Annotated in this window: 23 protein-coding genes and 1 pseudogene; 12 read left to right on the forward strand and 12 right to left on the reverse strand. The window is 54.7% G+C overall.

All coding sequences use genetic code 11. From position 1 onward, the window contains the following. Positions 1-24: 24 nt before the first annotated feature. Positions 25-654 (reverse strand): 23S rRNA (uridine(2552)-2'-O)-methyltransferase RlmE, encoded by a 630-nt coding sequence (gene rlmE / locus CYR55_RS12135; RefSeq protein WP_101816394.1) that lies wholly within the window; start codon positions 652-654, stop codon positions 25-27. Between the two features lie 167 nt (positions 655-821). Here rlmE and yhbY point away from each other — a divergent pair, with 167 nt between their 5' ends. Then, entirely contained in the window at positions 822-1,115 is a 294-nt protein-coding gene (gene yhbY, locus CYR55_RS12140; protein ID WP_072927097.1) for a ribosome assembly RNA-binding protein YhbY, read from the forward strand. Between the two features lie 111 nt (positions 1,116-1,226). On the opposite strand, the gene greA is transcribed toward yhbY, so the two are convergent. Further along, positions 1,227-1,703, reverse strand: a complete 477-nt coding sequence (greA, locus tag CYR55_RS12145; protein WP_101816395.1) for a transcription elongation factor GreA — start codon at positions 1,701-1,703, stop codon at positions 1,227-1,229. A gap of 259 nt (positions 1,704-1,962) precedes the next feature. Here greA and dacB point away from each other — a divergent pair, with 259 nt between their 5' ends. Genes dacB through pmrB form a run of 3 tightly spaced genes read left to right on the forward strand, consistent with a single transcriptional unit; the run spans position 1,963 to position 5,120 of the window. Beyond that, positions 1,963-3,396, forward strand: coding sequence for a serine-type D-Ala-D-Ala carboxypeptidase (gene dacB, locus CYR55_RS12150; protein WP_101816396.1), 1,434 nt, complete (start codon positions 1,963-1,965; stop codon positions 3,394-3,396). 3 nt (positions 3,397-3,399) lie between these two features. Beyond that, a complete protein-coding gene (gene pmrA / locus CYR55_RS12155; protein ID WP_101816397.1) occupies positions 3,400-4,062 on the forward strand; it encodes a two-component system response regulator PmrA in 663 nt (220 codons plus the stop codon). After that, on the forward strand, positions 4,059-5,120 hold the full coding sequence (gene pmrB / locus CYR55_RS12160) for a two-component system sensor histidine kinase PmrB (protein ID WP_101816398.1): 1,062 nt from the start codon (positions 4,059-4,061) through the stop codon (positions 5,118-5,120). Before pmrA ends, pmrB begins: the two co-directional genes overlap by 4 nt. A 55-nt stretch (positions 5,121-5,175) precedes the next feature. Here pmrB and cgtA read toward each other — a convergent pair whose 3' ends face one another. The 4 genes from cgtA to rplU form a co-directional block, all read right to left on the reverse strand. After that, complete coding sequence (gene cgtA / locus CYR55_RS12165) at positions 5,176-6,348, reverse strand: Obg family GTPase CgtA (protein WP_101816399.1); 1,173 nt, start codon at positions 6,346-6,348, stop codon at positions 5,176-5,178. Between the two features lie 16 nt (positions 6,349-6,364). Then, positions 6,365-7,336: a DMT family transporter gene (locus CYR55_RS12170; RefSeq protein WP_101816400.1), complete on the reverse strand. Its 972-nt coding sequence runs from the start codon at positions 7,334-7,336 to the stop codon at positions 6,365-6,367. Between the two features lie 85 nt (positions 7,337-7,421). Then, the gene (gene rpmA, locus CYR55_RS12175; protein WP_072927085.1) at positions 7,422-7,679 is read right to left on the reverse strand and encodes a 50S ribosomal protein L27; all 258 of its coding nucleotides are present in this window, start codon (positions 7,677-7,679) and stop codon (positions 7,422-7,424) included. 15 nt (positions 7,680-7,694) lie between these two features. Next, positions 7,695-8,006, reverse strand: a complete 312-nt coding sequence (rplU, locus tag CYR55_RS12180; protein ID WP_072927084.1) for a 50S ribosomal protein L21 — start codon at positions 8,004-8,006, stop codon at positions 7,695-7,697. A 261-nt stretch (positions 8,007-8,267) separates the two neighbouring features. On the opposite strand from rplU, the gene ispB reads away from it, so the two are divergent. Then, positions 8,268-9,239, forward strand: coding sequence for an octaprenyl diphosphate synthase (gene ispB / locus CYR55_RS12185; RefSeq protein WP_101816401.1), 972 nt, complete (start codon positions 8,268-8,270; stop codon positions 9,237-9,239). On the opposite strand, the gene CYR55_RS12190 is transcribed toward ispB, so the two are convergent. Then, entirely contained in the window at positions 9,233-9,604 is a 372-nt protein-coding gene (locus CYR55_RS12190; RefSeq protein WP_101816402.1) for a DNA-binding protein, read from the reverse strand. The two genes, ispB and CYR55_RS12190, sit on opposite strands and share 7 nt — an antisense overlap. 437 nt (positions 9,605-10,041) lie before the next feature. On the opposite strand from CYR55_RS12190, the pseudogene CYR55_RS12195 reads away from it, so the two are divergent. Beyond that, positions 10,042-10,302: pseudogene (locus CYR55_RS12195) on the forward strand (helix-turn-helix domain-containing protein); the annotation flags it as partial. Positions 10,303-10,438: 136 nt separating this feature from the next. Here the strand turns inward: CYR55_RS12195 and mdh are convergent. Next, positions 10,439-11,377, reverse strand: coding sequence for a malate dehydrogenase (mdh, locus tag CYR55_RS12200; RefSeq protein ID WP_101816404.1), 939 nt, complete (start codon positions 11,375-11,377; stop codon positions 10,439-10,441). Positions 11,378-11,831: 454 nt separating this feature from the next. Here mdh and argR point away from each other — a divergent pair, with 454 nt between their 5' ends. The 4 genes from argR (at position 11,832) to CYR55_RS23335 (ending at position 13,737) form a co-directional block, all read left to right on the forward strand. Then, entirely contained in the window at positions 11,832-12,302 is a 471-nt protein-coding gene (gene argR / locus CYR55_RS12205) for a transcriptional regulator ArgR (protein ID WP_101816405.1), read from the forward strand. A gap of 440 nt (positions 12,303-12,742) precedes the next feature. Beyond that, positions 12,743-13,006 (forward strand): peroxide/acid stress response protein YhcN, encoded by a 264-nt coding sequence (gene yhcN, locus CYR55_RS12210; protein WP_101816406.1) that lies wholly within the window; start codon positions 12,743-12,745, stop codon positions 13,004-13,006. A gap of 137 nt (positions 13,007-13,143) precedes the next feature. After that, entirely contained in the window at positions 13,144-13,404 is a 261-nt protein-coding gene (locus CYR55_RS12215) for a YdgH/BhsA/McbA-like domain containing protein (RefSeq protein WP_101816407.1), read from the forward strand. Between the two features lie 96 nt (positions 13,405-13,500). Continuing rightward, positions 13,501-13,737, forward strand: coding sequence for a hypothetical protein (locus CYR55_RS23335; RefSeq protein WP_146000979.1), 237 nt, complete (start codon positions 13,501-13,503; stop codon positions 13,735-13,737). 125 nt (positions 13,738-13,862) lie between these two features. On the opposite strand, the gene mpl is transcribed toward CYR55_RS23335, so the two are convergent. Beyond that, entirely contained in the window at positions 13,863-15,230 is a 1,368-nt protein-coding gene (gene mpl / locus CYR55_RS12220) for a UDP-N-acetylmuramate:L-alanyl-gamma-D-glutamyl-meso-diaminopimelate ligase (RefSeq protein WP_101816408.1), read from the reverse strand. Positions 15,231-15,400: 170 nt separating this feature from the next. Between mpl and fbp the strand changes: the two genes are divergently transcribed. Together fbp and ppa are read left to right on the forward strand one after the other, a co-directional pair. Then, positions 15,401-16,399: a class 1 fructose-bisphosphatase gene (gene fbp, locus CYR55_RS12225; RefSeq protein WP_101816409.1), complete on the forward strand. Its 999-nt coding sequence runs from the start codon at positions 15,401-15,403 to the stop codon at positions 16,397-16,399. A gap of 229 nt (positions 16,400-16,628) precedes the next feature. Continuing rightward, complete coding sequence (gene ppa, locus CYR55_RS12230; protein ID WP_101816410.1) at positions 16,629-17,156, forward strand: inorganic diphosphatase; 528 nt, start codon at positions 16,629-16,631, stop codon at positions 17,154-17,156. 94 nt (positions 17,157-17,250) lie between these two features. Here ppa and CYR55_RS12235 read toward each other — a convergent pair whose 3' ends face one another. From CYR55_RS12235 to tamA, 3 genes are read right to left on the reverse strand one after another with little or no spacing between them, the layout of a single operon-like run. Next, positions 17,251-17,601, reverse strand: coding sequence for a gamma-glutamylcyclotransferase family protein (locus CYR55_RS12235; RefSeq protein ID WP_101816411.1), 351 nt, complete (start codon positions 17,599-17,601; stop codon positions 17,251-17,253). A gap of 2 nt (positions 17,602-17,603) precedes the next feature. Then, a complete protein-coding gene (tamB, locus tag CYR55_RS12240; RefSeq protein ID WP_101816412.1) occupies positions 17,604-21,386 on the reverse strand; it encodes an autotransporter assembly complex protein TamB in 3,783 nt (1,260 codons plus the stop codon). Further along, a complete protein-coding gene (gene tamA, locus CYR55_RS12245; RefSeq protein ID WP_101816413.1) occupies positions 21,383-23,119 on the reverse strand; it encodes an autotransporter assembly complex protein TamA in 1,737 nt (578 codons plus the stop codon). Before tamA ends, tamB begins: the two co-directional genes overlap by 4 nt. Positions 23,120-23,175 lie beyond the last annotated feature (56 nt).

Raw genomic sequence — 23,175 nt, forward strand, 5'->3', positions numbered from 1 at the left:
GTGTTAACAAACAGCGTTAGGGTACTACAGTTTGCGCCCTGTCGCTACGATGTACACTTCCCGCGACCGTGCCCGGGAAGCGTCTGGCTTACGAATCTTAACCTTCGTAAACAGAGAGCGGATTTCGCGCAAATACGCATCAAACCCATCTCCCTGAAACACCTTCACCAGGAAACTTCCCCCTGGCGCCAGTACATCACGACACATATCCAGCGCTAATTCAACCAGATACATCGATTTAGGAATATCGACAGCCGGAGTACCACTCATATTCGGGGCCATATCAGACATGACCACCTGAACTTTCTTGTCGCCTACGCGTTGTAACAGCGCATCCAACACCATTGGATCACGAAAATCCCCCTGGAGGAAATCGACACCAACAATAGGATCCATCGGTAAAATATCACAGGCAATAATGCGCCCGCTTCCGCCAATCTGGGTCACGACATACTGTGACCACCCACCCGGAGCCGCGCCTAAATCCACTACGGTCATACCCGGTTTGAAGAGTTTGTCGCTTTGTTGTATCTCATCAAGTTTAAACCAGGCACGTGAGCGTAGCCCTTTTTTCTGTGCCTGCAGGACATATTTATCGCTAAAGTGTTCCTGTAACCAGCGGCTGGAGCTGGCAGAACGCTTTTTATTGGTCATCGGTTTTCCAACTATCCTGATTTTAAGCCTGTTTTACAGGCTCTTAGAGACATACTATTGATTGCTTAGCGTACGGCAGCGGCGGAGAGGCAGATACCGGGTTGGTGATAGACCTGAGATGGCGGTAGAATGACCCGTTTTCAATCCCAACCTAAGCAAAAAATACGATGAATCTGAATAACAAACAAAAACAGCACCTGAAAGGCCTGGCGCATCCGTTAAAACCGGTCGTTATGCTGGGTAATAACGGGCTCACCGAAGGGGTGCTGGCCGAGATCGAGCAGGCGCTTGCGCATCATGAACTGATTAAAGTGAAGATCGCTGCTGAAGAGCGCGAAACCAAGACTCTGATCGTTGATGCGATTGTGCGTGAAACTGGCGCGGCTAACGTGCAAGTTATCGGGAATATTCTGGTTCTCTATCGTCCATCCGACGATCGGAAAATCAGTTTACCGCGTTAAGCTTCCCACGTTTACTGAAAAGGTGCCATGTGCACTGCTCTGATAAAAGGCCGCATGCGGCCTTTTTCTTATCTTTACAAATGTAGCGGGATTGTAAGCATCCGGACAGCGTTAAAGATAATCGACGTGCAAAATTTCATATTCCACGTCGCCGCCCGGGGTGTTAATGACCACCACGTCATCCTGTTCTTTACCAATCAGGCCGCGGGCAATCGGGGAATTTACTGAAATGAGGTTCTGCTTAAAGTCAGCTTCGTCATCCCCTACGATACGGTAAGATTGCTCTTCATCCGTATCCAGGTTCAGTACCTTCACAGTGGCACCGAAAATCACCCGGCCATTGTTTGGCATTTTTGTGATATCGATCACCTGGGCATTAGACAGTTTCGCCTCGATCTCCTGAATGCGCCCCTCACAGAAGCCCTGTTGCTCACGTGCAGCATGATACTCAGCATTCTCTTTCAAATCGCCATGCTCACGCGCATCCGCAATATCAGAGATAATTTTCGGGCGACGTACACTCTTCAGGTAATCAAGCTCTTCGCGCAACTTCTCTGCGCCACGCAACGTCATCGGAATCTGTTTCATAGTTACACTACCTCTACTTCTATCCTGTTTAAAAATCCGCCTTCCTGACGTGTTCGGATGAAAATGCGCAGGACCGGCGTGGCCCTTTCGCTTCCAGGCGAGAAACAAAAGAATCCTGACCGGCAGCGATTGCCGGGTCAGGATTGGTTTTGCATTTTGATACGCATTTTAACGTAGAGTTCATTATGGGTCATCGTTTACTTTTTCCTGCTTTGCACCGTAGTATGACGGCACATTATCCATCTGTTGCCCCGAAATTATGCGTTTTTCACGAATTGTCAGCGGATTAACCTGCGCATTTATGTTGTCTGCCCATGCTGCGCCGGTCGAAGATTACACGCAATACCTGCCTGATGGTGCCAATCTGGCGCTGCTGGTTCAAAAAGTAGGCTCAACGACGCCCGCCATTGATTACCATGGTCAGCATATGGCATTGCCGGCCAGTACCCAAAAAGTCCTGACTGCACTGGCCGCCTTACTGCAACTGGGGCCGGACTTCCGCTTCAATACGACGTTTGAAAGCAGTGCGCCGGTTGCTGATGGCGTATTGCGCGGCAACCTGGTGGCACGTTTCGACGGCGACCCGACCTTTAAACGGCAGAATCTGCGCAACATGGTTGCGGTGCTGAAAAAGCAGGGCATTCATGAAATCACCGGCGATGTGATTGTGGATACGTCCGTATTTGCCAGCCATGACAAAGCGCCGGGCTGGCCGTGGAATGACATCACCCAGTGCTTCAGCGCCCCGCCGGCGGCTGCGATTGTTGACCGTAACTGTTTTTCAGTTTCGCTTTACAGCGCCCCGAAGCCTGACGATATCGCGTTTATCCGCGTTGCCTCCTACTACCCGGTGCATATGTTCAGTCAGGTACGAACCCTGGCACAAGGCTCGCCGGATGCGCAATATTGCGAGCTGGATGTTGTGCCGGGTGAGCTTAACCGCTTTACCCTGACCGGATGTTTGACCCAGCGAGCTGACCCGCTGCCGCTGGCGTTCGCGATTCAGGACGGTGCCGCTTATGCCGGCGCTATTCTTAAGGATGAACTTCAGGATGCCGGTATCCAGATTGGCGGCACATTGAAGCGCCAGACACTACCGACACCGGCCGGGACGGTGCTGGCGCAGACGCAATCACTGCCGTTACATGACTTGCTGAAAATCATGCTGAAGAAGTCTGACAACATGATCGCCGACACCGTGTTCCGCACCATTGGTCATGAGCGCTTTGGTGTGCCGGGAACGTGGCGCGCCGGGGCAGATGCCGTCCGGCAGATTTTGCGGCAAAAAGCCGGTGTGGATCTGGGCAACAGCATTGTGGTGGACGGTTCCGGGTTATCACGCCATAACCTGCTCTCCCCTGCTACCATGATGCAGGCGTTGCAGTATATTGCCCAGCATGACAACGAGCTTGATTTCATCTCTATGCTGCCGCTGGCCGGCTATGACGGTACGCTACGCTACCGTGGCGGCCTGCATGAGGCGGGGGTGGATGGCAAAGTCTCCGCGAAAACCGGTGCGCTTCAGGGTGTATATAATCTGGCAGGGTTTATTACCACGGCGAGTGGTCAGAAAATGGCCTTTGTTCAGTACCTGTCCGGTTATGCGGTGCCACCGGAAGATCAGCGCACCCGCCGCGCACCGCTGGTCAGGTTTGAGAGCCGTCTTTACCGTGATATCTACCAGAATAATTAAGCAATGAAAATACTGATTGTTGAGGATGATGCACTGCTACAACAAGGGCTTACGGCCGCGCTTTCTGCGGAGGGCTATGTGTGTGATTGCGTCAGCCGGGCTGCTGATGCAGTCCGTTATCTTCCCGCCAGTCAGTACAGCTTAATTATTCTTGATCTGGGGCTGCCGGATCGCGACGGCACGTCGCTGTTGCGTCAGTGGCGCCGTGAAAACATGGCGCTGCCGGTGTTAATTCTGACGGCGCGTGATGCCATGGAAGATCGGGTTGAAGGGCTGGACGCAGGTGCGGACGATTACCTGATCAAGCCCTTTGCGCTGGCTGAGCTCCAGGCACGTGTCCGCGCCCTGCTGCGGCGCTATCAAGGGCACAGCGATAACCTGCTGATTCTGGATAATCTTACGCTGAACCTCTCTACTCAGCAGGTTTCCCTGGATAACAAGCCCCTGGAGATCACGCCCAAAGAGTTCGCTATTCTGTCACGGCTGATGCTGCGTGCGGGGCAGACAGTCAACCGGGAGCTGTTACAGCACGATCTCTACACCTGGCAGGACGATTTTGGCTCCAATACTCTGGAAGTGCATATCCACAATCTCCGGCGCAAATTGGGCAAGGAGCGCATCCGTACTGTACGCGGTATTGGTTACCGGCTGGACGCTCAGCCATGATCAGTATGCGTCGGCGTTTATTGTTAATGCTGGCGTTAATTTTGCTGGTAACACAGCTCATCAGCGTTTTCTGGCTCTGGCATGAGAGCCGGGAACAGATAAGCCTGCTGGTGAATGACACACTGACTGCTAAAGTACGTAACCAGCATGTGGAAATGGAAATCGCTGAGGCGGTGGCCTCCCTGCTGGCCCCCTCGCTGATTATGCTCGGCATCACGTTACTGCTCTCTTTCTGGGCGATCAGCTGGATTATCCGCCCACTCAATCAGCTACAGCAGCGTCTGCAGAACCGTTCTGCCGATAATCTGACTCCCCTGCCGATCAACAGCGATATGCAGGAGATTGTGTCGGTGACGACATCGCTCAATCAACTGCTGGCCCGGCTATCCAACACTATTCAGCAAGAACGCCTGTTTACCGCCGATGCTGCTCATGAGTTGCGCACGCCCCTGGCCGGTATCAGGCTTCACCTGGAGTTGATGGAGCAAAAAGGGATCGCTGAAAGCCGGGTGTTGATCGCACGTATCGATCTGCTGATGCATACCATTGAACAACTGCTCATGCTATCACGGGCCGGGCAGAACTTTGCCGGCGGTCATTATCAACGGATCGATTGGGTGGAAGAGGTTGCCCTGCCCCTGCGCGAGGAGTTGGAGGAGATGGCTGCACAACGTCGGCAAACGTTGATATGGCACATGCCGGCTCAGGCCTGGGTGCAGGGTGATGCCGTGTTGTTGCGGCTGATGTTGCGAAACCTGGTGGAAAATGCGCACCGTTACAGCCCGGAACAGACTTGTATCACTGTGACGTGTCTGGCACAGCAGGCGCAGTGGCAGCTGACAGTGAGCGACGAAGGGCCGGGTATTGATGAAAACCTGGCGGGGGAACTGACCAAAGCCTTTACGCGGATGGACCAACGTTATGGCGGCAGCGGGTTAGGATTAAATATCGTTATTCGTATCGCGCAGCTTCATCGCGCGACACTGACGCTACAGAACCGGTCTGAAGGGGGATTGGCAGCGCAATGCCTGCTCCCTTCCCGCCTTGACCTCGGCTGATTGCCCGGCAGCAGGCATAAAAAAGGTTGCCCGGAGGCAACCTTTTGTCAGCAGATTAACGCTGGTAAACGATTTCGACGCCTTCGTCGTCATCTTCGTCCCAGTCGTCATCCCACTCTTCTTCGGCTTCAGCCTCAGCTTCAGCCAGCTGTTCACGGTGGTAATCATCCCACATGAACTCGGCTTTCTCCGGCTTGCTTTCTTCAATAGCCATTTCACGCGGCTGCGTGTTCAGGAAGCTCATCACATCCCAGCACAGGGCATTTACCCCGGCGCGGTTTGCTGCTGAGATCAGGTAGTATTTCCCTTCCCAGCCCATCTCTTCAGCGATCGCTTTGGCGCGGGCTTCTGCCTCTTCATCGTCCAGCAAATCAACTTTGTTGAATACCAGCCAACGCGGCTTCTCAGCCAGCTTCTCGCTGTACTGCTTCAGCTCATTGATGATGACATGGGCATTTTCAACCGGATTGGATTCATCGATCGGGGCGATATCCACCAGGTGCAGCAGCACGCGGCAACGCTCCAGGTGCTTCAGGAAGCGGATGCCGAGGCCGGCACCTTCAGAAGCGCCTTCGATAAGCCCTGGGATATCAGCCACAACGAAACTCTGTTCGCTGTCCATACGCACTACACCCAGGCTCGGTACCAGTGTGGTGAACGGATAGTCCGCCACTTTCGGCTTCGCTGCGGAAACGGCGCGGATGAAAGTCGATTTACCGGCATTCGGCAGGCCCAGCATACCGACGTCTGCCAGCAGCAGCAGTTCCAGGTTGATGTCGCGCTTCTCGCCCGGCGTACCCATGGTTTTCTGGCGCGGCGTACGGTTAACGGATGATTTAAACCGGGTGTTACCCAGGCCGTGGAAGCCGCCCTTGGCGACCATCAGGCGTTGCTGGTGACGGGTCAGATCGCCCACCACTTCACCGGTACCCTGGTCAATAATACGTGTCCCGACCGGCACCTTAATGGTGATGTCTTTGCCGCGTTTACCGGTGCAGTCACGGCTTTGGCCGTTTTCACCACGTTCTGCACGGAAAGACTTCTCAAAACGGTAGTCAATCAGGGTATTCAGGTTCTCATCCGCCAGCAGGTAGACATCACCACCGTCGCCGCCGTCGCCGCCGTCCGGGCCGCCTTTAGGAATATATTTTTCGCGACGGAAACTCACACACCCGTTACCGCCATCACCTGCTACCACCAGAATCGTGGCTTCATCTACAAACTTCATTTGCTGTCTCCGTAAATCATTCGTCTGAGTGCTTCAATGAAGCAACCAGACTTTTTTCTGTCCGCCCGGGCCACCAACGATGGCCAATTGCGGAAAACATTGCCCCTGACACCACAACGATCGCCCCGAGGTATCCCACCACATTCAGCGCAGGCACCGCGAAGAAGTGCGGCCAGGCCAATGCCAGTAAATTCGAAAATAGCAGGGTAAACAGCGGTGTCAGCGTCACCAGGGCACTTACCTGTGCCGCCTGCCAGCGCGCCATGGCCTCAGCCAGCGCGCCATAGCCAATCAGGGTGTTGGCGCCACAAAACAGCAGGCAGGCAAGTTGCCAGCCGCTTAATTGCATAATCACCCCTGGATGAGCCAGAGGAAAAAGCGCCACTGCACATAAAGTGTACAACATTACCAGGATCTGTTGCGATGCCAGGCGCCGCAAAAGAACCTTTTGCGCCACGCCGTAGCATACCCAGACTGACGCCGCGCACACCCCGAGCAACACACCCAGCGTGTAATCTGTCAGCCGGGTAAAAATTTCAATCAGGCTGCTGTTGAAAAACATGATCAGCCCGCAAATCAGCATCGCGGCCCCAATCACTTGCGTAATGCGCATCCGCTCTTTGAGGATGAACACACTGGCAATCATCATTCCAACCGGGGAGAGCTGGCCAATCACCTGTGAGGCGGTTGGGCTCAGGTACTGTAACGAGGAACTGAAAAAGATAAAGTTCCCCAGTAACCCCGCCGTTGCAATCGCAAGCAGTGCCAGCCAGCGCGGCTTGCCAAACAGACGTACAGGCGGAAGATTACCCCTGACAGCCAGCAGCCCGCCCAGGCCCAGCGAGGCCATGGCAAAGCGGTACCAGACAACGGTGAAAGGGTCCATCACCTGAAGCACCTGCTTCATCGCAATTGGCAACGCGCCCCAAAATACGGCGGTGGTCAATGCCAGCATGATGCCGATGCCTGCCTGCTGCCTGGTTTCCATATCGTGCCCCGACGTCCACTCTAAAATGTAAAAAGCCCCGCAACAGAATTGCGGGGCTTACATCTACCAGTAAGGCTCGAAAAACTTATTCAGCAACGATGCTGATGAATTTACGATTGTTCGGGCCTTTTACTTCAAACTTAACTTTACCGTCAGCCAGTGCGAACAGAGTGTGGTCTTTGCCGCAACCTACGTTGGTGCCTGCGTGGAACTTGGTCCCGCGCTGACGAACGATGATGCTGCCTGCCAGAACTGCTTCGCCGCCAAAGCGTTTCACGCCCAGACGTTTAGCTTCGGAATCGCGACCGTTACGAGTCGAGCCGCCAGCCTTTTTATGTGCCATTTTATGCTCCTAAACTTAAGCGCTGATGCCGGTGATTTTCACATCAGTGAACCACTGACGGTGGCCCTGCTGCTTACGGTAGTGTTTACGACGACGAAACTTAACGATTTTAATTTTCTCGCCACGACCGTGAGCCACAACTTCAGCGGTGATTTTGCCACCATCGACGAAAGGAACGCCGATGTTGATTTCTTCACCATTGGCAATCATCAGCACTTGGTCAAACTCAACAGCTTCACCAGTTGCGATGTCCAGCTTTTCCAAGCGAACGGTCTGACCTTCGCTTACTCGGTGTTGTTTACCACCACTTTGGAAAACCGCGTACATATAAAACTCCGCTTTCCGCGCACTCGCCTTTAGTAGTTCAAAGCGCGCTATAAATATTCACAATAGGGCGCGAATTCTACGCAAAAAAGCATCGCATGACAAGAGCAGAATAAAGTCAGAAGAAGAAAAAAAGCACAGCTCATTTCGCGACGTTTATCTATGCCATTTTTCAAGTACAATCAAAGGTACTGTTACTACGATGAGCCGCTGCGTGCGGTGCTCCCATTCATGGTGAAGAGCATCCTAATAGAAAAAAATACAATGAACCTTGAACAGATTACCGACCTAACCGCACAAGATATGGCGGCCGTAAACGCAATCATTCTCGACCAGCTCAACTCTGATGTCACACTGATCAACCAGTTGGGCTACTACATCATCAGCGGTGGCGGCAAGCGCATCCGGCCGATGATTGCAGTATTGGCTGCCCGGGCACTGAGCTACACCGGCCAGAAACATGTCACGGTAGCTGCCCTGATTGAATTTATACATACCGCCACGTTGTTGCACGATGATGTGGTTGACGAGTCAGATATGCGCCGTGGTAAGGCCACGGCCAATGCGGCTTTCGGCAATGCAGCCAGTGTACTGGTCGGCGATTTCATCTATACCCGCGCCTTCCAGATGATGACCGGCCTGGAGTCGCTGCGGGTGCTGGCACTGATGTCTGAAGCGGTGAATGTGATTGCCGAAGGCGAAGTGCTGCAACTGATGAACTGTAACGATCCGGATATTACTGAAGAGAGTTATATGCGGGTTATCTACAGTAAAACGGCCCGGCTGTTTGAAGCGGCGGCACAGGCATCCGCGATCCTGTCAGACGCCACAGAAGAACAAGAAAAAGCGTTGCAGGACTATGGGCGCTATCTCGGCACCGCGTTCCAGTTAATCGACGATTTGCTCGATTACGACGCCGATGGCAGCACGTTAGGCAAAAATACCGGTGATGATCTGGACGAAGGTAAACCTACCCTCCCCCTGCTGCACGCCATGAAACATGGCAATGCTGCGCAATCTGCCATGATTCGTCAGGCGATTGAAGAGGGTAATGGCCGCCATCTGCTGGAGCCGGTATTGGAAACCATGCATCAGGTGGGGTCGCTGGCCTATACGCGGCAGCGGGCAGAAGAAGAAGCGGACAAAGCGATTGCCTGCCTGAATATTCTGCCTGACACGCCTTACCGCCGCGCCCTGGAAGGGCTGGCGCATATGGCCGTGAAACGCGATTACTGAGCCGCCTGCCGGTTGCCCGGTTCCTGGGGTAGCCGGTTAAGTAATCCCTGCATGCCCTCCTGCATAATCAGGGCTATCACCCGCCGGCGCTGCGCGTCTGTGAGTTGGTGGTAGCCTTCAATCCAGATGGATAACGGATCTTCCGTGGGCGTTTCATCTGCACTTTTTGAGAACTGCAGCGCCAATTCTGCAATAGCCTTCACCGGCAAACTCCGGACAGAGTACTCTACCGCTTTTCCCTGCACCCCATGGCGGCGGCGCCTCTCCCAACCTTCACGCCGGGCCAGGGCATTGACCCCCTGTGGGGTCGAAGGCAGGCTCTGAATATCTGCCAGCTCTTTGGCAGTAAACCACTCTTGTTTCATTACCCTTCTCTTGCACCTGAATATCCGGTAAACGGGGCACGATGTCCCGATCACTGTCACATGACACGACACGCGCTTTTAACATTCTTTATACCACCCACACCCAAAGACCACACGGTAAATAAGCGTATAAAGACAAAAGTGTTTGTTCGATCACTGCGACACTATTTTAAGAAATTTTTCAGTGAATTTTTCTTTAATTTTCTATAAAAAGTATTAATGCTTTCTCATCAAATTATTGATGAAAAGGATTATCTTACTCACTGATATGGTTGATTTCACACCTTTTGCAGTCGATATTTGTTATTGCACACAGATTCTTTCCAACTTCCAGAAAGTTATTTGCGCAAGCTTATGAAATTTGATGTTATGAATTTCTTAAAATGCAGCAGGGTTTCGCTGCATGGCCTGTATGTGGACAAGTAAGGACGAAGGGAATGAACATTAAGAAAAAGAAGGATTGGCATTCAGCAGACATTATTTCTGCCCTGCATAAAAGAGGTACGTCGATGGCGGCATTATCACGGGCGGCGGGGTTAAGCTCCTCCACCCTGGCCAACGTCCTTTATCGTCCCTGGCCTAAGGGAGAGTGGATTATTGCCAATGCGCTGGATATCCATCCGGCCCGTATCTGGCCCAGCCGTTATTTTGATGCGGCGACCCTGTTGCCGGTTGAACGGAAAACCCGCCGGCCTCTGCCGAAAGCACTGTGCCAGCCTGTGGTAAAACCGAAGAAAAGCAGCGTGAAAAAAGCGCCGGCATCCTGCAAAAAAACGCCATCACCTTCGCAAGAGAATGAACCGCTGGCATGACGCCAGCGGTAGCAGGTAAGGCTCATTGATTGACGAACTGTTCGCCTAATTCAATATCTTTGCGCAATACATCCAGCATCCCTTCCAGTGCCTGTTTTTCAAAGGCGCTTAATGTTCCGATATCCTGATGCTGCGCCACGCCTTCTTTGCCTAATAAAAGTGGTTGAGCAAAGAAGCGGGCATAGCTCCCATCCCCTTCAACATACGCGCACTCCACCACGTTGCTCTCACCCTGCAGGGCGCGAACCAGGGATAACCCAAAACGCGCCGCTGCCTGGCCCATTGAGAGCGTAGCAGACCCCCCACCCGCTTTGGCTTCCACGACTTCCGTACCGGCATTCTGGATACGTTTGGTGAGTTCTGCGATCTCTTCATCAGAGAAGCTGACGCCCGGAACCTGCGACAGCAGCGGTAAGATAGTCACGCCTGAGTGCCCGCCAATAACCGGTACCTCAATCTCTTCCGGTTGTTTACCTTTCAGTGCCGCCACAAAAGTATTCGCGCGGATGGTATCCAGCGTGGTGACACCAAATAATTTGTTTTTGTCGTATACCCCGGCTTTTTTCAACACTTCTGCGGCAATCGCTACCGTGGTATTGACCGGGTTGGTAATAATGCCGATCAAGGCACCGGGGCAGGTTTTGGCGACCTGCTGAATCAGGTTACGCACGATACCGGCGTTGACGTTGAACAGATCCGAGCGATCCATACCTGGCTTGCGTGCCACCCCGGCAGAGATCAATACCACGTCAGCGCCATGTAATGCCGGTGTGGCATCTTCCCCGCTGAAGCCTTCAATACTGACAGCAGTAGGGATATGGCTGAGATCGACCGCCACGCCGGGCGTTACGGGTGCGATGTCATAGAGAGAGAGTTCCGAACCTGAAGGCAATTGTGTCTTAAGCAAAAGGGCGAGCGCCTGACCAATACCACCGGCTGCGCCGAGGACTGCAACTTTCATCCTATACTCCTTTTTTATGGTAAACGTAAAAATGCTGTGAATTCAGAACATTAATACTTTACGTCATCGCATGATCCACCACAAACCATTAACAGGGCCTGTGCAGGCTTAGGCGATAATTCAGCCCGAACATTGAGGAAACTACGAAGTAAATGAAGATCATAGTGCACAAAGAGCCCACAGAGTATGACATGATTCACAGCCTGCTAACCGTGAGCCGCGTTGCATCGATGCACAACATTTGAACAACATAATATTAATAAGAATTCTACATATTGCCACTCTGCTAAAAACCCTGTTTAAACGGCATATTCATTACACAGTGATTTTGCTACACTTCGCGCCTTTCCTTGTGCGAGTAAGCCTCAGATGATGCGGCCCCGACTCGTCATTGCATAAAAATTCATATATATGCATAATAATGATGTCAACTTTAGCTATTTCACGGTGCAATATGCGTAATCCCGCAAAACAAGACGATCTGATCAAAGCCTTTAAAGCGCTGCTGAAAGAAGAAAAATTCAGCTCTCAAAGCGAGATTGTCCAGGCGCTGCAGGAAGAGGGTTTTGATAATATCAACCAGTCCAAAGTCTCGCGGATGCTGACCAAATTTGGCGCGGTACGTACCCGTAATGCCAAAATGGAGATGGTGTATTGTCTGCCGGCTGAACTGGGCGTGCCGACCACCACCAGCCCGCTGAAGAATCTGGTACTGGATGTGGATTATAACGATGCAGTTGTCGTGATTCGCACCAGCCCAGGGGCCGCGCAATTGATCGCCCGCCTGCTGGATTCCCTGGGGAAATCGGAGGGCATTCTCGGCACCATTGCCGGTGATGACACGATCTTTACGACCCCGGCGAATGGCTTTTCGGTTAAGCAACTGTATGAGGCCATCCTCGGCCTGTTTGAACAAGAGCTGTAAGCTGCGTAATACCGCAAGGGTGCTGGTCAGGTTGACCGGGCCATTGCGGTAAGCTGTACTTCCCCTGCCATAATTTCTCCTGCCTTCCCCTGGTAACCTGTCATCCCAGTGATTACTGCATAAGTGATTATTCCGCAGTGCCGCGCTTTTTTCGCATATCCCAGCGTGCCTCCCTGCTCCGGCAGTGATTATCACTGCTATGAACAGCACATTTGGTTAAATCACCCTAGCCTATTGATCTTTCAAAAAATTAACCATAAAAGCTCACAATTTATACATTTTTTATGCTTTTTGGTTATTAAAAAATCACAAAGCACCTCAAAGTAACCTCAAAAACTATTAGCATCCTATTTATTTTCGGGTGTTACCAGGCGTATACTCCTTTCCGTGATGAGAATCACAGTTTCCTAACGAATAATAAAATACGACGAGGCTAAATCATGAACATTAAGACAACCATCGCGGCTGTAAGTATCCTATCTGCACTGTCTTTTGGCGCATTTGCAGCACAATCTATCGATGCTAATCAGGCGGCTTCCCTGCAGCCTATGGGCACTATTTCTGTCAGTGGTGTCAGCGCAGCGCCTTCCGACATCCGTCAGGCACTTTCTGAAAAAGCGGATAATAAAGGGGCAAAAGCCTACCGTGTCGTTGAAGCCTATATTAACGGCAACTACCACGCGACCGCAGAAATCTATCAGTAATACCAAATTTATCAGTAACATAAGCGTTATTAACGCGTCTGAGGGATCGGCGATCCCGGCAATGTAACAGAACAACCGGCAGGCAATACATGTGATATGGCCTTAACGGTTGTTAACCAACTTTAAGGAAAACCATCATGAACATGAAAAAGACCCTGACTGCCCTGGCACTACTTTCTGCTGTTTCTGCCGGTGCTTCTGCCGCTGAACTTATCACTGCGCCGGCAAACAACCTGACCCCGGTAGGCACCATCAGTGTCAGCGGTGTCAACGCCACCCCGACTGATATTCGTCAGGCGCTCTCAGACAAAGCAGACAGTAAAGGCGCTAAAGCCTATCGTGTGATTGAGGCTTATCAGAACGGTGCTTACCACGCCACCGCTGAGATTTACCAATAAGTCACCGCATTACCCTCTGGAAACCTTGCCAGCGCCCTCTCCCTACTCAAACCATTATGTTAAGAGGGCGCCGGGTTATCGCTTCAGGAAGAGATCGTGTCAGTAAAAATTAAGCCGGTAGTCTGGGGATTTCTTGCAGCTCTCTCATGGAGTGTTTCTGCGGCCCCCTCCCCAGCGGATATGAATGACGCTCAGGGGCATACGCAGCATGCAGAACCCTTGCCGCTGACGCTGTCACAAGCGCTGACGGCAAAAGCCTTCAAAAAAGAGGTCAGTGAACCTCACCGCTATGGCGTGCTGGAAAGCCAGGAATGGCATATCCGCCTGCCGTAGCCAGAAGAATACCCTCGTCCTATCCGACGAACCCCATTGCCCCCCTGTCGGGGCTTTTTTTTGCCTGTTGATTGCCCAAAAAAACAGGGAGGCCTCAGCCTCCCTGTTCTCACAGCCGGTGATGTTTAGCGTGCGGCTTTTGCCGCCAGCTTCTCCAGCAATTTGGTGTGAATCCCCCCGAAGCCACCGTTGCTCATCACCAGGATATGGTCCCCCGGCTGCGCGGCTTTTACCACCATGTCGGCCAGCGTCTCCACGTCCGCGCTCCAGTGCGCCGGCTGAATACACTCTTCTGCCACTTCTGTTACCAGCCAGGGAATGTGCTGCGGCTGGAACAGGAAGACTTCATCGGCCCGGCCAAGCGACGGCGCCAGCTCGTTTTTGCACATCCCCATTTTCATGGTATTGGAACGTGGCTCCAGCACCGCCAGAATGCGCGCCGTCCCGCCCACTTTGCTGCGCAGGGCAGCCAGGGTTGCCAGAATGGCCGTTGGGTGGTGGGCAAAATCGTCATATACCGTGACGCCATTCGCTTCACCGCGCAGCTCAAGGCGGCGGCGCGCATTAATAAAGGTGTCCAGCGCCCGGCAGGCATCCACCGGCAACACCCCCACATGGCGGGCTGCGGCGATGGCCATCAGGCCATTGTGCATGTTGTGTTCACCCACCAGCGACCAGTTCACTTCGCCCACACGTTCGCCATTCAGGAACACCTCAAAGTGGCTGGCGTCCGGCGTCAGCTTGGCAGCACGCCAGGTGCCGTTTTCACCCAGAAACTCCTGCTCACTCCAACAGCCCATCGCCATCACCTGCTTCAGATGGGCATCATTCTCCGGCAGGATAATTTTGCCTTTGCCCGGCACCAGGCGCACCAGATGATGGAATTGCTTCTGGATCGCTTTCAGATCGTCAAAGATATCCGCGTGATCGAACTCCAGATTATTCAGGATCAGCGTGCGTGGGCTGTAATGCACAAACTTGGAGCGCTTATCAAAGAAGGCGCAGTCATATTCATCAGCTTCAATCACAAAGAACGGGCTGTTGCCCAGCCGGGCGGAGACATCAAAGTTCCCCGGCACCCCGCCAATCACAAAGCCGGGCTGGTAGCCACATGCCTCAAGGATCCAGGCTGCCATCCCGGCGGTGGTGGTTTTTCCATGCGTACCGGCCACCGCGATGACCCAGCGGTCGTGCAAGACATCATCATGCAGCCATTGCGGGCCGGACATATAGCGGATGCCGCGCTCCAGCACCGCCTCCACACAGGGGTTACCGCGTGACATGGCATTGCCGATGATCACCAGGTCCGGCGCCGGGTCAAGCTGTGCCGGATCGTACCCCTGAATAAGGTTGATGCCCTGGTTCTCCAGCAGCGTGCTCATTGGCGGATAGACATTATCGTCTGAACCGGTTACGTCATGGCCCAGGGAACGGGCCAGCATCGCCAGCCCGCCCATAAAGGTGCCGCAGATACCAAGAATATGAATACGCATATTATTTCCATTAGATCACGTCAGGTCAGCCGGTATTCTACCGCTCGGAATCGTCCAGAAGAAATGGATTTGCCTATGAATCGTCCATATCTTTACGTTAAACTCATTTCGCTTATGTTGGTGGTTTGTATCAAAAACCACTTTCCATCATTAGATTCAGGGATTGTGTCATGAAAACGTTAGGCGAATTCATTGTCGAGAAGCAGCACGACTTTCCCCACGCCACAGGTGAACTGACGGCGCTGCTTTCCGCGATTAAACTCGGTGCCAAGATTATCCACCGGGATATCAATAAAGCCGGGCTGGTGGATATTCTGGGTACCAGCGGCGTATCAAACATTCAGGGCGAAGTGCAGATGAAGCTTGATCTGTTCGCCAATGAAAAGCTGAAAGCAGCGCTGAAAGCGCGTGGTGAAGTAGCTGGGATCGCGTCAGAAGAAGAAGATGAGATTGTGATCTTCGAAGGGGCGGAAGATGCAAAATACGTGGTGTTGATGGACCCGCTGGACGGCTCCTCTAACATTGACGTCAATGTGTCGGTCGGGACTATCTTCTCCATTTACCGCCGCATCAGCCCTATCGGCACCCCGGTCAGAGAAGAAGATTTCCTGCAACCGGGCAGCGCGCAGGTCGCGGCCGGCTATGTGGTGTACGGCTCTTCAACCATGCTGGTTTATACCACCGGCTGTGGTGTACACGCCTTTACCTATGACCCTTCCCTGGGCGTGTTCTGCCTGTCCCATGAAAAAGTTTGCTTCCCGGAAAAAGGCAATATGTACTCCATCAACGAGGGGAACTACATCAAATTCCCGCTCGGGGTGAAGAAGTACATCAAATATTGTCAGGAGCAGGATGAGGCGACGCAGCGCCCGTATACCTCCCGTTATATTGGTTCTCTGGTGGCAGATTTCCACCGTAACCTGCTGAAAGGCGGTATCTACATCTACCCAAGTACCGCTTCGCACCCGAAAGGGAAACTGCGCCTGCTGTATGAGTGCAACCCGATGGCCTTCCTGGCCGAACAGGCCAACGGCAAAGCCAGCGACGGCATGCGCCGTATCCTCGATATTACGCCTGAATCCCTGCACCAGCGTGCGCCGTTCTTTGTCGGCACCCGTTCTATGGTGGAAGACGCGGAGCGCTTCATCGAGCAGTACCCGGACAACTGATTCGCAACACGTGGCACAATCCAGAAGGGCGATCGTCAGATCGCCCTTTTTGCGTGCTGCCGTGTGCCTCTTCCCGCCTCTGGCGGTGAAGGATAAGTCTGAAAGTACCGGCCCCGGTGGTCTGGACGTTTCCCGCCGGGCTGAGCGCATGTTAAAAGGACAGGAATTCATAAAAGAGTTGGCTATAATAGCCGGCACTCTAATTCTGGTTCGATGAAAGGAAACCACTATGAGCTTGAACAACGTACCGGCGGGTAAAGATCTTCCGGAAGACATCTATGTAGTGATTGAGATCCCCGCTAATGCGGATCCGATCAAATATGAAATCGACAAAGAAACCGGCGCCCTGTTCGTTGACCGCTTCATGTCCACCGCGATGTTCTATCCGTGCAACTACGGCTACATCAACAATACCCTGTCCCTGGATGGTGACCCGGTAGATGTGCTGGTGCCGACCCCATACCCGCTGCAACCAGGCTCCGTGATCCGCTGCCGTCCGGTTGGCGTGCTGAAAATGTCTGACGAAGCAGGCGAAGATGCCAAGCTGGTCGCCGTGCCGCACAGCAAACTCACCAAAGAGTACGACCACATCAAAGATGTGAACGACCTGCCGGAACTGCTGCGTGCCCAGATTGCCCACTTCTTTGAACACTACAAAGATCTGGAAAAAGGGAAGTGGGTAAAAGTGGACGGCTGGGAAAATGCCGACGCAGCTAAAGCAGAAATCGTAGCCTCTTTCGAGCGCGCGAAGAAGTAAGCGATACGCCTTACGGCGTTCAGCGTAAAAAAAACACCGCTCATTGAGCGGTGTTTTTTATGGGCGGCACCCGGTATTCGCTATGCCAGCACATTCACGACGTCCGCGCTTCCCGCGTCAGCCAGTTACCACTAGAGATGCGCGGAACACCCGCCAGGGAACGCTTATAAATGTAGATCCATGCGCTGCCGTAGGGCGTTGTAATCAACTCCCGCCGGTAATCCTTGGTATTACTTTTCAGTTCATCCAGCTCCGCCAGAATACCGGCGTTGATCCGGTAGACCTCACAGTAAATGGTGCCCTCACCGGGGATCGCCGCCGGATACTGCCCCAGATCATAGAGGTCGAACCCCGCTAACTCATGGTCGCCCAACCATTGGGCGTTGGTCATCCAGTGACTGTTACCCTGCTTGCGGCGCAAGCTGCCGTAGACAATTATTCGCATCGTTAAAACTCAAACTGATAGAGCAAATCCAATGCCTGGTCGAGTCCAGACACCGCTTCCAGATACAATTTCGGCATCAACCGGTAACGTAACGTCAGGGTTGCCAAAGAATCAAATATTCCTACACCATATTTTACCTGCAGGCCGGGCAGCACATAACCACTGACCACCACCTGCGAGCTATCGCCCACCCCAGCGGTATCCAGGGCCAGGTTACTTACCCCGAACGCCTCGCCGATTTTACCCACAAGTTTACCACTTTGTGCAACCCCTAATCCCACCAGCATCGAGGTCATCATACTGCCGTCGGTACCGGTATTATCCAGCCCCTGGCCGCGCAGCAGATAAGAGAGCGCTTCCTGCTGTGACATCGCCGGGTCAGAGAAGATCTCCAGCTTCGGCTCGTCTGCCATCCCGGTGACTTTTACCCCGGCCACCACGTCATTCTCGGTGGATTCCGGGTTACGGATCGCCTCAATGTTAAGCAGCGGTTGCGCCGGCGGGCCGGAGAAGAGCAACTGCCCTTTGCGCACAATCAGATCCTGGCCATAGGCGTGGAAGCGGCCGGACGGAATATCGATCTGCCCGTTCAGCCCCAGCCCCTGCTGATCCTGCACCACTTTCAGCGCGCCTTTCAGCTTCGCCTGCAGGCCAAAGGCATCCAGCCGCACATTGTCGCCGATATTAACGGTCAGGTTGCTGTTGATCGGGATCGAGGCCTTTTTCGTTTCGATCGGCTGGTGCTGATCGTCCAGCATCACTTCATCAGACGATACGCCTACCGCACTCTCCGGCAGATCCTGTACCGTGATGCGCGCCCACGGGATGTCCACATTGCCGCTCAGGGAGAAGAGTTGCGGCGTCGCCTCAAACACCAGATCCGGTGAGACATCCAGCCGCACCATCGGCGGCACGATCACGCGCACCTTGTCACCTTTCGCCGCGATGCGCGCGCGCCAGGCATCAATTTGCGCCCAGTCCGCGTTACCGGCCAGCGAAAGCTGGCCCTGTGTCGTCTGAATCAGGCCGTTGAGCGTGGAGTTGTCACCGTTGAAGTTCAGCCCCAGGCGGCCGCTGGTGATGTCAAACGGCATCCAGGAGCCGTCGATATCCACATCATTCAGCGCCATCTGCCCATACACCAGCGGGCGCTGGGCATTGCCGCCCAGCCGTAGGTTGGCGTTCAGCAGGCCCTTGGCTTTTTCATCGCTTGAAAGCACCGGGTTAAGCATCGCCAGTGAAATATTATTGATGCTGACATTGCCCGAGATAGCGCGGCGGCCCTGCGGATCGGTGACCTGCACATCACCGGCCAGCTGGCCATTATTGGCAATCTTGATCAGCCACCCCAACTGCGCCCGGCCATTGACCAGCCCGGCCGAGAGGTTCAGCGTGTCGAAATCCACCGGCAGGGTTTTGCCCTGAAGATTCTGGCGGACTTTTACCCCTTTGCCGGAGAGCGACACATTCGCCTGCGGCAGCCCGCCCGTGGCTTTCCAGCTGACATCCGCCTTGCCGCTGAAGATGCCGCTAAGCTGGGTATCGTCAGTCAGGTAAGGTTTGATCATCGCCAGATCAAAGCGGTTAAGCACCAGGCTGGCCTGCCCGCTGGCGCCCGCCTCGATGGTTTTCGGCACACAGAGTTCAGCATTCGGGTTCAGCCAGCAATGCGGCCCGATTGTGACGCGCTGTTCAGTGTTGAAATACTCCAGCGCCATTGCGCGGCTGAGCCGCACTTCACCAACCGGCGTGTCAAAGCGGGTGTTATTGAGGGTGCCCTGCCAGCGCTGGGTCTGCCGGTCAAAACTGCCCGCCAGCGTCAGTTGGCCGGAGACCGGTTTGCCGTCAATACGCAATTGCATCTGATGCTGCTTTTCGCTGCCTTTGGCATCCAGCGTTAACTGCCGGATCGCCAGCGAAGCCTGGGTCAGTTGTTGCACCCGTACTGCCAGTTCGCCCTGAATCTGCTCACCGGAGCGCACGTCCCCTTTTACGTTAACGCTGTTGATGCGCAGTTCCTGCCAGCGTAACCGGCTGGCGGTGAGATCCGCCAGAACCTGCGGCGCCTTCAGGTTCCCACGCAGCTTCAGGTTGCCCTTCGCCACACCGCCCAGCCCCGGCAGGGCATTGTCCAGCGCCGGTGCATCGATCAGGGCATCCAGCGCCCAGTTCTCATCCAGCTTGCCTTTTACGTCGATCGCATTACGGCCCAGTGCCAGGTGCATCTGTGGAATATCCCACTGCCCGGCGGCGTTGCCGCTGAGCTGCCCACGCGCCTCGACCTTGTTCTGCCGCACATTGCCGTCCAGCTGCAGTTCCGGAATGCGGAACTGCATGTTGCCGCCATACAGGCTGCCGCGCGTGACAATCTTGCCGCGCAGGGTCGCCGGCCAGTCCGGCCACTGCTTCGCGGTGTTAATGCCGTCCAGCGTCAGCTCCGTATTCCAGCTGATGGCCTTGCTCCAGTCCACCACGCCACTGAGGTCGGTGTTGCCCTGAAGCGCGGCTACCCGCAACCGCGCCAGCCGGAACTGCTCAACCGTGCCGCCGCCGTCCAGCGTGACGGTAGCAGGCGGCAACCCAACACCGCTGATGTCAGAATGCAGGCCGAGCCGGTAATCAATCGCCTTGCCGCTGAGGCTGACGTCAATATTCTTCACCTGATACTGCGGCTCCCCCACCAGCGGCCAGCGCAGCTCATCACTTTTCAGTGACAGCGCCAGCGGCAGCCCGGCCTCGGCGAGCTGGGTCTTAACCGTCAGCGTACTGCGCACCGGCCCGGAGAGGTTCAACGCCACGTTCAGTGTGTCACGCAAGCCGCCGCCGATGGTCAGCCGCACTTTCTCCCCCTTAATCGGGTCGACGTTCAGCGTGCTGTTCACGTCCATCGCCAGCGGCCAGTTGCCGCTGAGTGTGGCCTGCCCGCGGGCATTCAGGGTGCCCTGCGGCGAGTCCACATCCAGGGTGTCGAGTTGCAGGTGCTGATCTTTGGTGCTGGCCTGTAACAACAGTGAGGTGACCGTCACATCCGTATCACCGGTAAGGCGCAGCTGGTTTCCGCGTATCGACTTCACGGTGATATCCAGCGGCAGGCGGAATTCCGGCAGATCCGGCAGCAGCGGTTTGGCGAATAACTGTTTCAGGGTATCGCCCAACGGCGGCCCGGGCGGTGCCGGTTTGGCCGGTTCCGGCGGGGCGGGTTCCGTGACCTTCTCCAGTGCCAGTTGGGCGGCGGTCGGCAGCGCCACCAGCAGTGAGTTAATCTGCGTCGGTATCAGCGTCAGGGCGCGATCCTGCCACTGCAGGCCGGTGCGGAATTCATCCAGCGCAATCGCGGTGTTATCCACGGTGACTTTGACGTTATTAAGCCGCAGCATCCGCAGCGTAATCGGGTAAGGCGTACTCAGGTTACCGCTGCCCGCCTCCTCCTCTTCCGGTTGCGGAGCGGCCGGGGTCATCTGTTTGGTATTGACCACCACATTCACATCCTGCGCGGTCAGGGCGTTCACACAGAATTGGCTGCGACGGAAACAGGAGAGATCCACCGAGAGATGGAACTGCCCGGCATTGACGGTGACGCCCGGCATTTTATAGGTCACGCCGGTCAGCGTCAGGGAGCGCCAGCCGCCAGTCACGCTGCCAATCTCCAGCCCCGGCACCCAGCGTGCCGCCCCGCTAATCACCATATGCAGGCCGGTTTGCGTGCCGACCAGAAAGGCGACACTGCCCAGCAACAGGAGCACCACGATCAGTACGCCCAGGGAAATCTTCTTCAACAGGCTCATAATTCAGGCCCCAACCCAATGTAGAACTCAACGCCGTGCTCTTCCTGGTCGCCCACCGGGGCGGCGAGATCCAGTTTTACCGGGCCAATCGGTGATGCCCAGCGCACGCCAACCCCGGCGCCGGTCTTCACGTTGCTCTGTTTAATGTCATTTACCGCTTCACCGGAATCGACAAACACCGCGCCCCACCACTTGCCGGTCACGTTGTATTGGTATTCCAGCGAGCCGGTCGCCAGTTTTGAGGCACCGGTGAGTTTGTCGTCGTCATCGCGCGGTGAAATGGATTTGTACTGGTAACCGCGGATGCTGCGATCGCCCCCGGCGAAGAAGCGCAGGGAGGGCGGCACACGTTCGAAGTCGTTGGTTTCAATCCAGCCCAGATTGCCGCGCACCACAAAGCGATGTTTCTCCGCCAGGGTACGGATCCAGACGTTCTGCGCCTGTACCACGGCAAAGTCGATGTCAGAGCCCCAGCCGGTGTCGGAGACATCAAGGGAATAGCGTTGTGAGTCGCCCCAGTCCGGCATCAGCCCGCCGCGCTGGCGCGTCCGGCTGACGCTGACGCCGGGGTAGATCAGCATAGTGGTATTGGTGACGCTGCCCTGGGTAAAGTGATCCATGCTCCAGCGCAGGTTAATGGCCTTTTTCCAGCCGCTGGAGGCGTCCCAGTAGCGCGCCACATTGACGGTGGCCCCATCAGACTCGGTGTCGTTGAGATCCTCACGTTTAAAGCCACCCTGCACCACGTAATACTGCTCAATTGGGTTTTTCAGCAGCGGGATCTTATAGCTGAGATCCAGCTCCTGCTCCGGCCCGGAGAGGTTCAGGGTGCTTTCCAGGCTGTGCCCGCGTGAGTTAAGCCACGGTTTTTTCCAGTTGGCTTTGATGCGCGGCCCGACGTCGGTGGAGTAGCCCACCCCGGTTTCCAGCGTGTTGCGGGTGCGCGGCGTGACTACCGCGTTTAACGGCAAGACTTTGTGCTCTTTGGCGTTCTTGAATTCAGGTGCCACCACCACGGAATTAAACCAGTTGGTGGCAGAGAGACGACGGTTCAGCTCAGCCAGATCGCTGGCGCTGTAGTAGTCGCCCTCATGGAAGGGAACAAGGTTTTGCAGATAATCATCACGGATTTGCGCGCCCTCAAAGGTGACGCGGCCGAAGCGGTAACGCTGCCCGGTATCAAAGTCGATGTCCCAGAACGCCTGGTGCTGGTCCTGGATGATGCCGAGCTGGCTTTTGCGCATGGTGGCATCGAAATAGCCTTTGCGCACCGCCACATTGGTAATAGAGCTTTTGAAGCTTTCGTAGGTGCCGTGGTTGAGCTGAGTCCCTTTGACCGGGATGTTGTTTTTCTTCAGCGTCTGGTAATCCTCATCGTCTTTGCCCTGCCCTTCAATGACGACGGAGGTGCCGGCAATTCTGACCGGTTCACCCGGCGTGACACGTGCAATCAGCACCGGACGGCCGGGCGGCGGCGTGGCACGGTATTCAAAGTCGATGGTGGGGTCGTAATAACCAAACGGCCGCAGCCCCTGGCGGACCGCTTTATCCACGCTGGCACGGAAACGCCCGTCAGCGGTGACTTCATCACTGCCGATGGCGGAAAGCCGCACACGCACATTTTTCTCTAAATCCCCGCTCAATCCTTCCACCTGCAACCGCAGCGTTGCGGCCTGTGCCAGGGGGGAAGCCAGCAGTACACATAAAATACTAAGCACCCGGTTTTGTCGCACACGTACTCCTGGGAATGTTTACTGTCCTGTAACGCAACACGCTGGCATAAAAACAG

The sequence above is a fragment of the Chimaeribacter californicus genome (assembly GCF_002858675.1).
Classification (GTDB): Bacteria; Pseudomonadota; Gammaproteobacteria; order Enterobacterales; family Enterobacteriaceae; genus Chimaeribacter; species Chimaeribacter californicus.

Coding starts and splice junctions, on each gene's coding strand:
- ispB (WP_101816401.1), top strand. CDS start 8,268: ATGAACCTTGAACAGATTACCGACCTAACCGCACAAGATATGGCGGCC.
- yhcN (WP_101816406.1), top strand. CDS start 12,743: ATGAACATTAAGACAACCATCGCGGCTGTAAGTATCCTATCTGCACTG.
- rlmE (WP_101816394.1), bottom strand. CDS start 654: ATGACCAATAAAAAGCGTTCTGCCAGCTCCAGCCGCTGGTTACAGGAA.
- greA (WP_101816395.1), bottom strand. CDS start 1,703: ATGAAACAGATTCCGATGACGTTGCGTGGCGCAGAGAAGTTGCGCGAA.
- fbp (WP_101816409.1), top strand. CDS start 15,401: ATGAAAACGTTAGGCGAATTCATTGTCGAGAAGCAGCACGACTTTCCC.
- mdh (WP_101816404.1), bottom strand. CDS start 11,377: ATGAAAGTTGCAGTCCTCGGCGCAGCCGGTGGTATTGGTCAGGCGCTC.
- pmrB (WP_101816398.1), top strand. CDS start 4,059: ATGATCAGTATGCGTCGGCGTTTATTGTTAATGCTGGCGTTAATTTTG.
- CYR55_RS12235 (WP_101816411.1), bottom strand. CDS start 17,601: ATGCGAATAATTGTCTACGGCAGCTTGCGCCGCAAGCAGGGTAACAGT.
- rplU (WP_072927084.1), bottom strand. CDS start 8,006: ATGTACGCGGTTTTCCAAAGTGGTGGTAAACAACACCGAGTAAGCGAA.
- pmrA (WP_101816397.1), top strand. CDS start 3,400: ATGAAAATACTGATTGTTGAGGATGATGCACTGCTACAACAAGGGCTT.
- dacB (WP_101816396.1), top strand. CDS start 1,963: ATGCGTTTTTCACGAATTGTCAGCGGATTAACCTGCGCATTTATGTTG.
- CYR55_RS12215 (WP_101816407.1), top strand. CDS start 13,144: ATGAACATGAAAAAGACCCTGACTGCCCTGGCACTACTTTCTGCTGTT.
- rpmA (WP_072927085.1), bottom strand. CDS start 7,679: ATGGCACATAAAAAGGCTGGCGGCTCGACTCGTAACGGTCGCGATTCC.
- mpl (WP_101816408.1), bottom strand. CDS start 15,230: ATGCGTATTCATATTCTTGGTATCTGCGGCACCTTTATGGGCGGGCTG.
- cgtA (WP_101816399.1), bottom strand. CDS start 6,348: ATGAAGTTTGTAGATGAAGCCACGATTCTGGTGGTAGCAGGTGATGGC.
- yhbY (WP_072927097.1), top strand. CDS start 822: ATGAATCTGAATAACAAACAAAAACAGCACCTGAAAGGCCTGGCGCAT.
- CYR55_RS12190 (WP_101816402.1), bottom strand. CDS start 9,604: ATGAAACAAGAGTGGTTTACTGCCAAAGAGCTGGCAGATATTCAGAGC.
- CYR55_RS12170 (WP_101816400.1), bottom strand. CDS start 7,336: ATGGAAACCAGGCAGCAGGCAGGCATCGGCATCATGCTGGCATTGACC.
- argR (WP_101816405.1), top strand. CDS start 11,832: ATGCGTAATCCCGCAAAACAAGACGATCTGATCAAAGCCTTTAAAGCG.
- tamB (WP_101816412.1), bottom strand. CDS start 21,386: ATGAGCCTGTTGAAGAAGATTTCCCTGGGCGTACTGATCGTGGTGCTC.
- ppa (WP_101816410.1), top strand. CDS start 16,629: ATGAGCTTGAACAACGTACCGGCGGGTAAAGATCTTCCGGAAGACATC.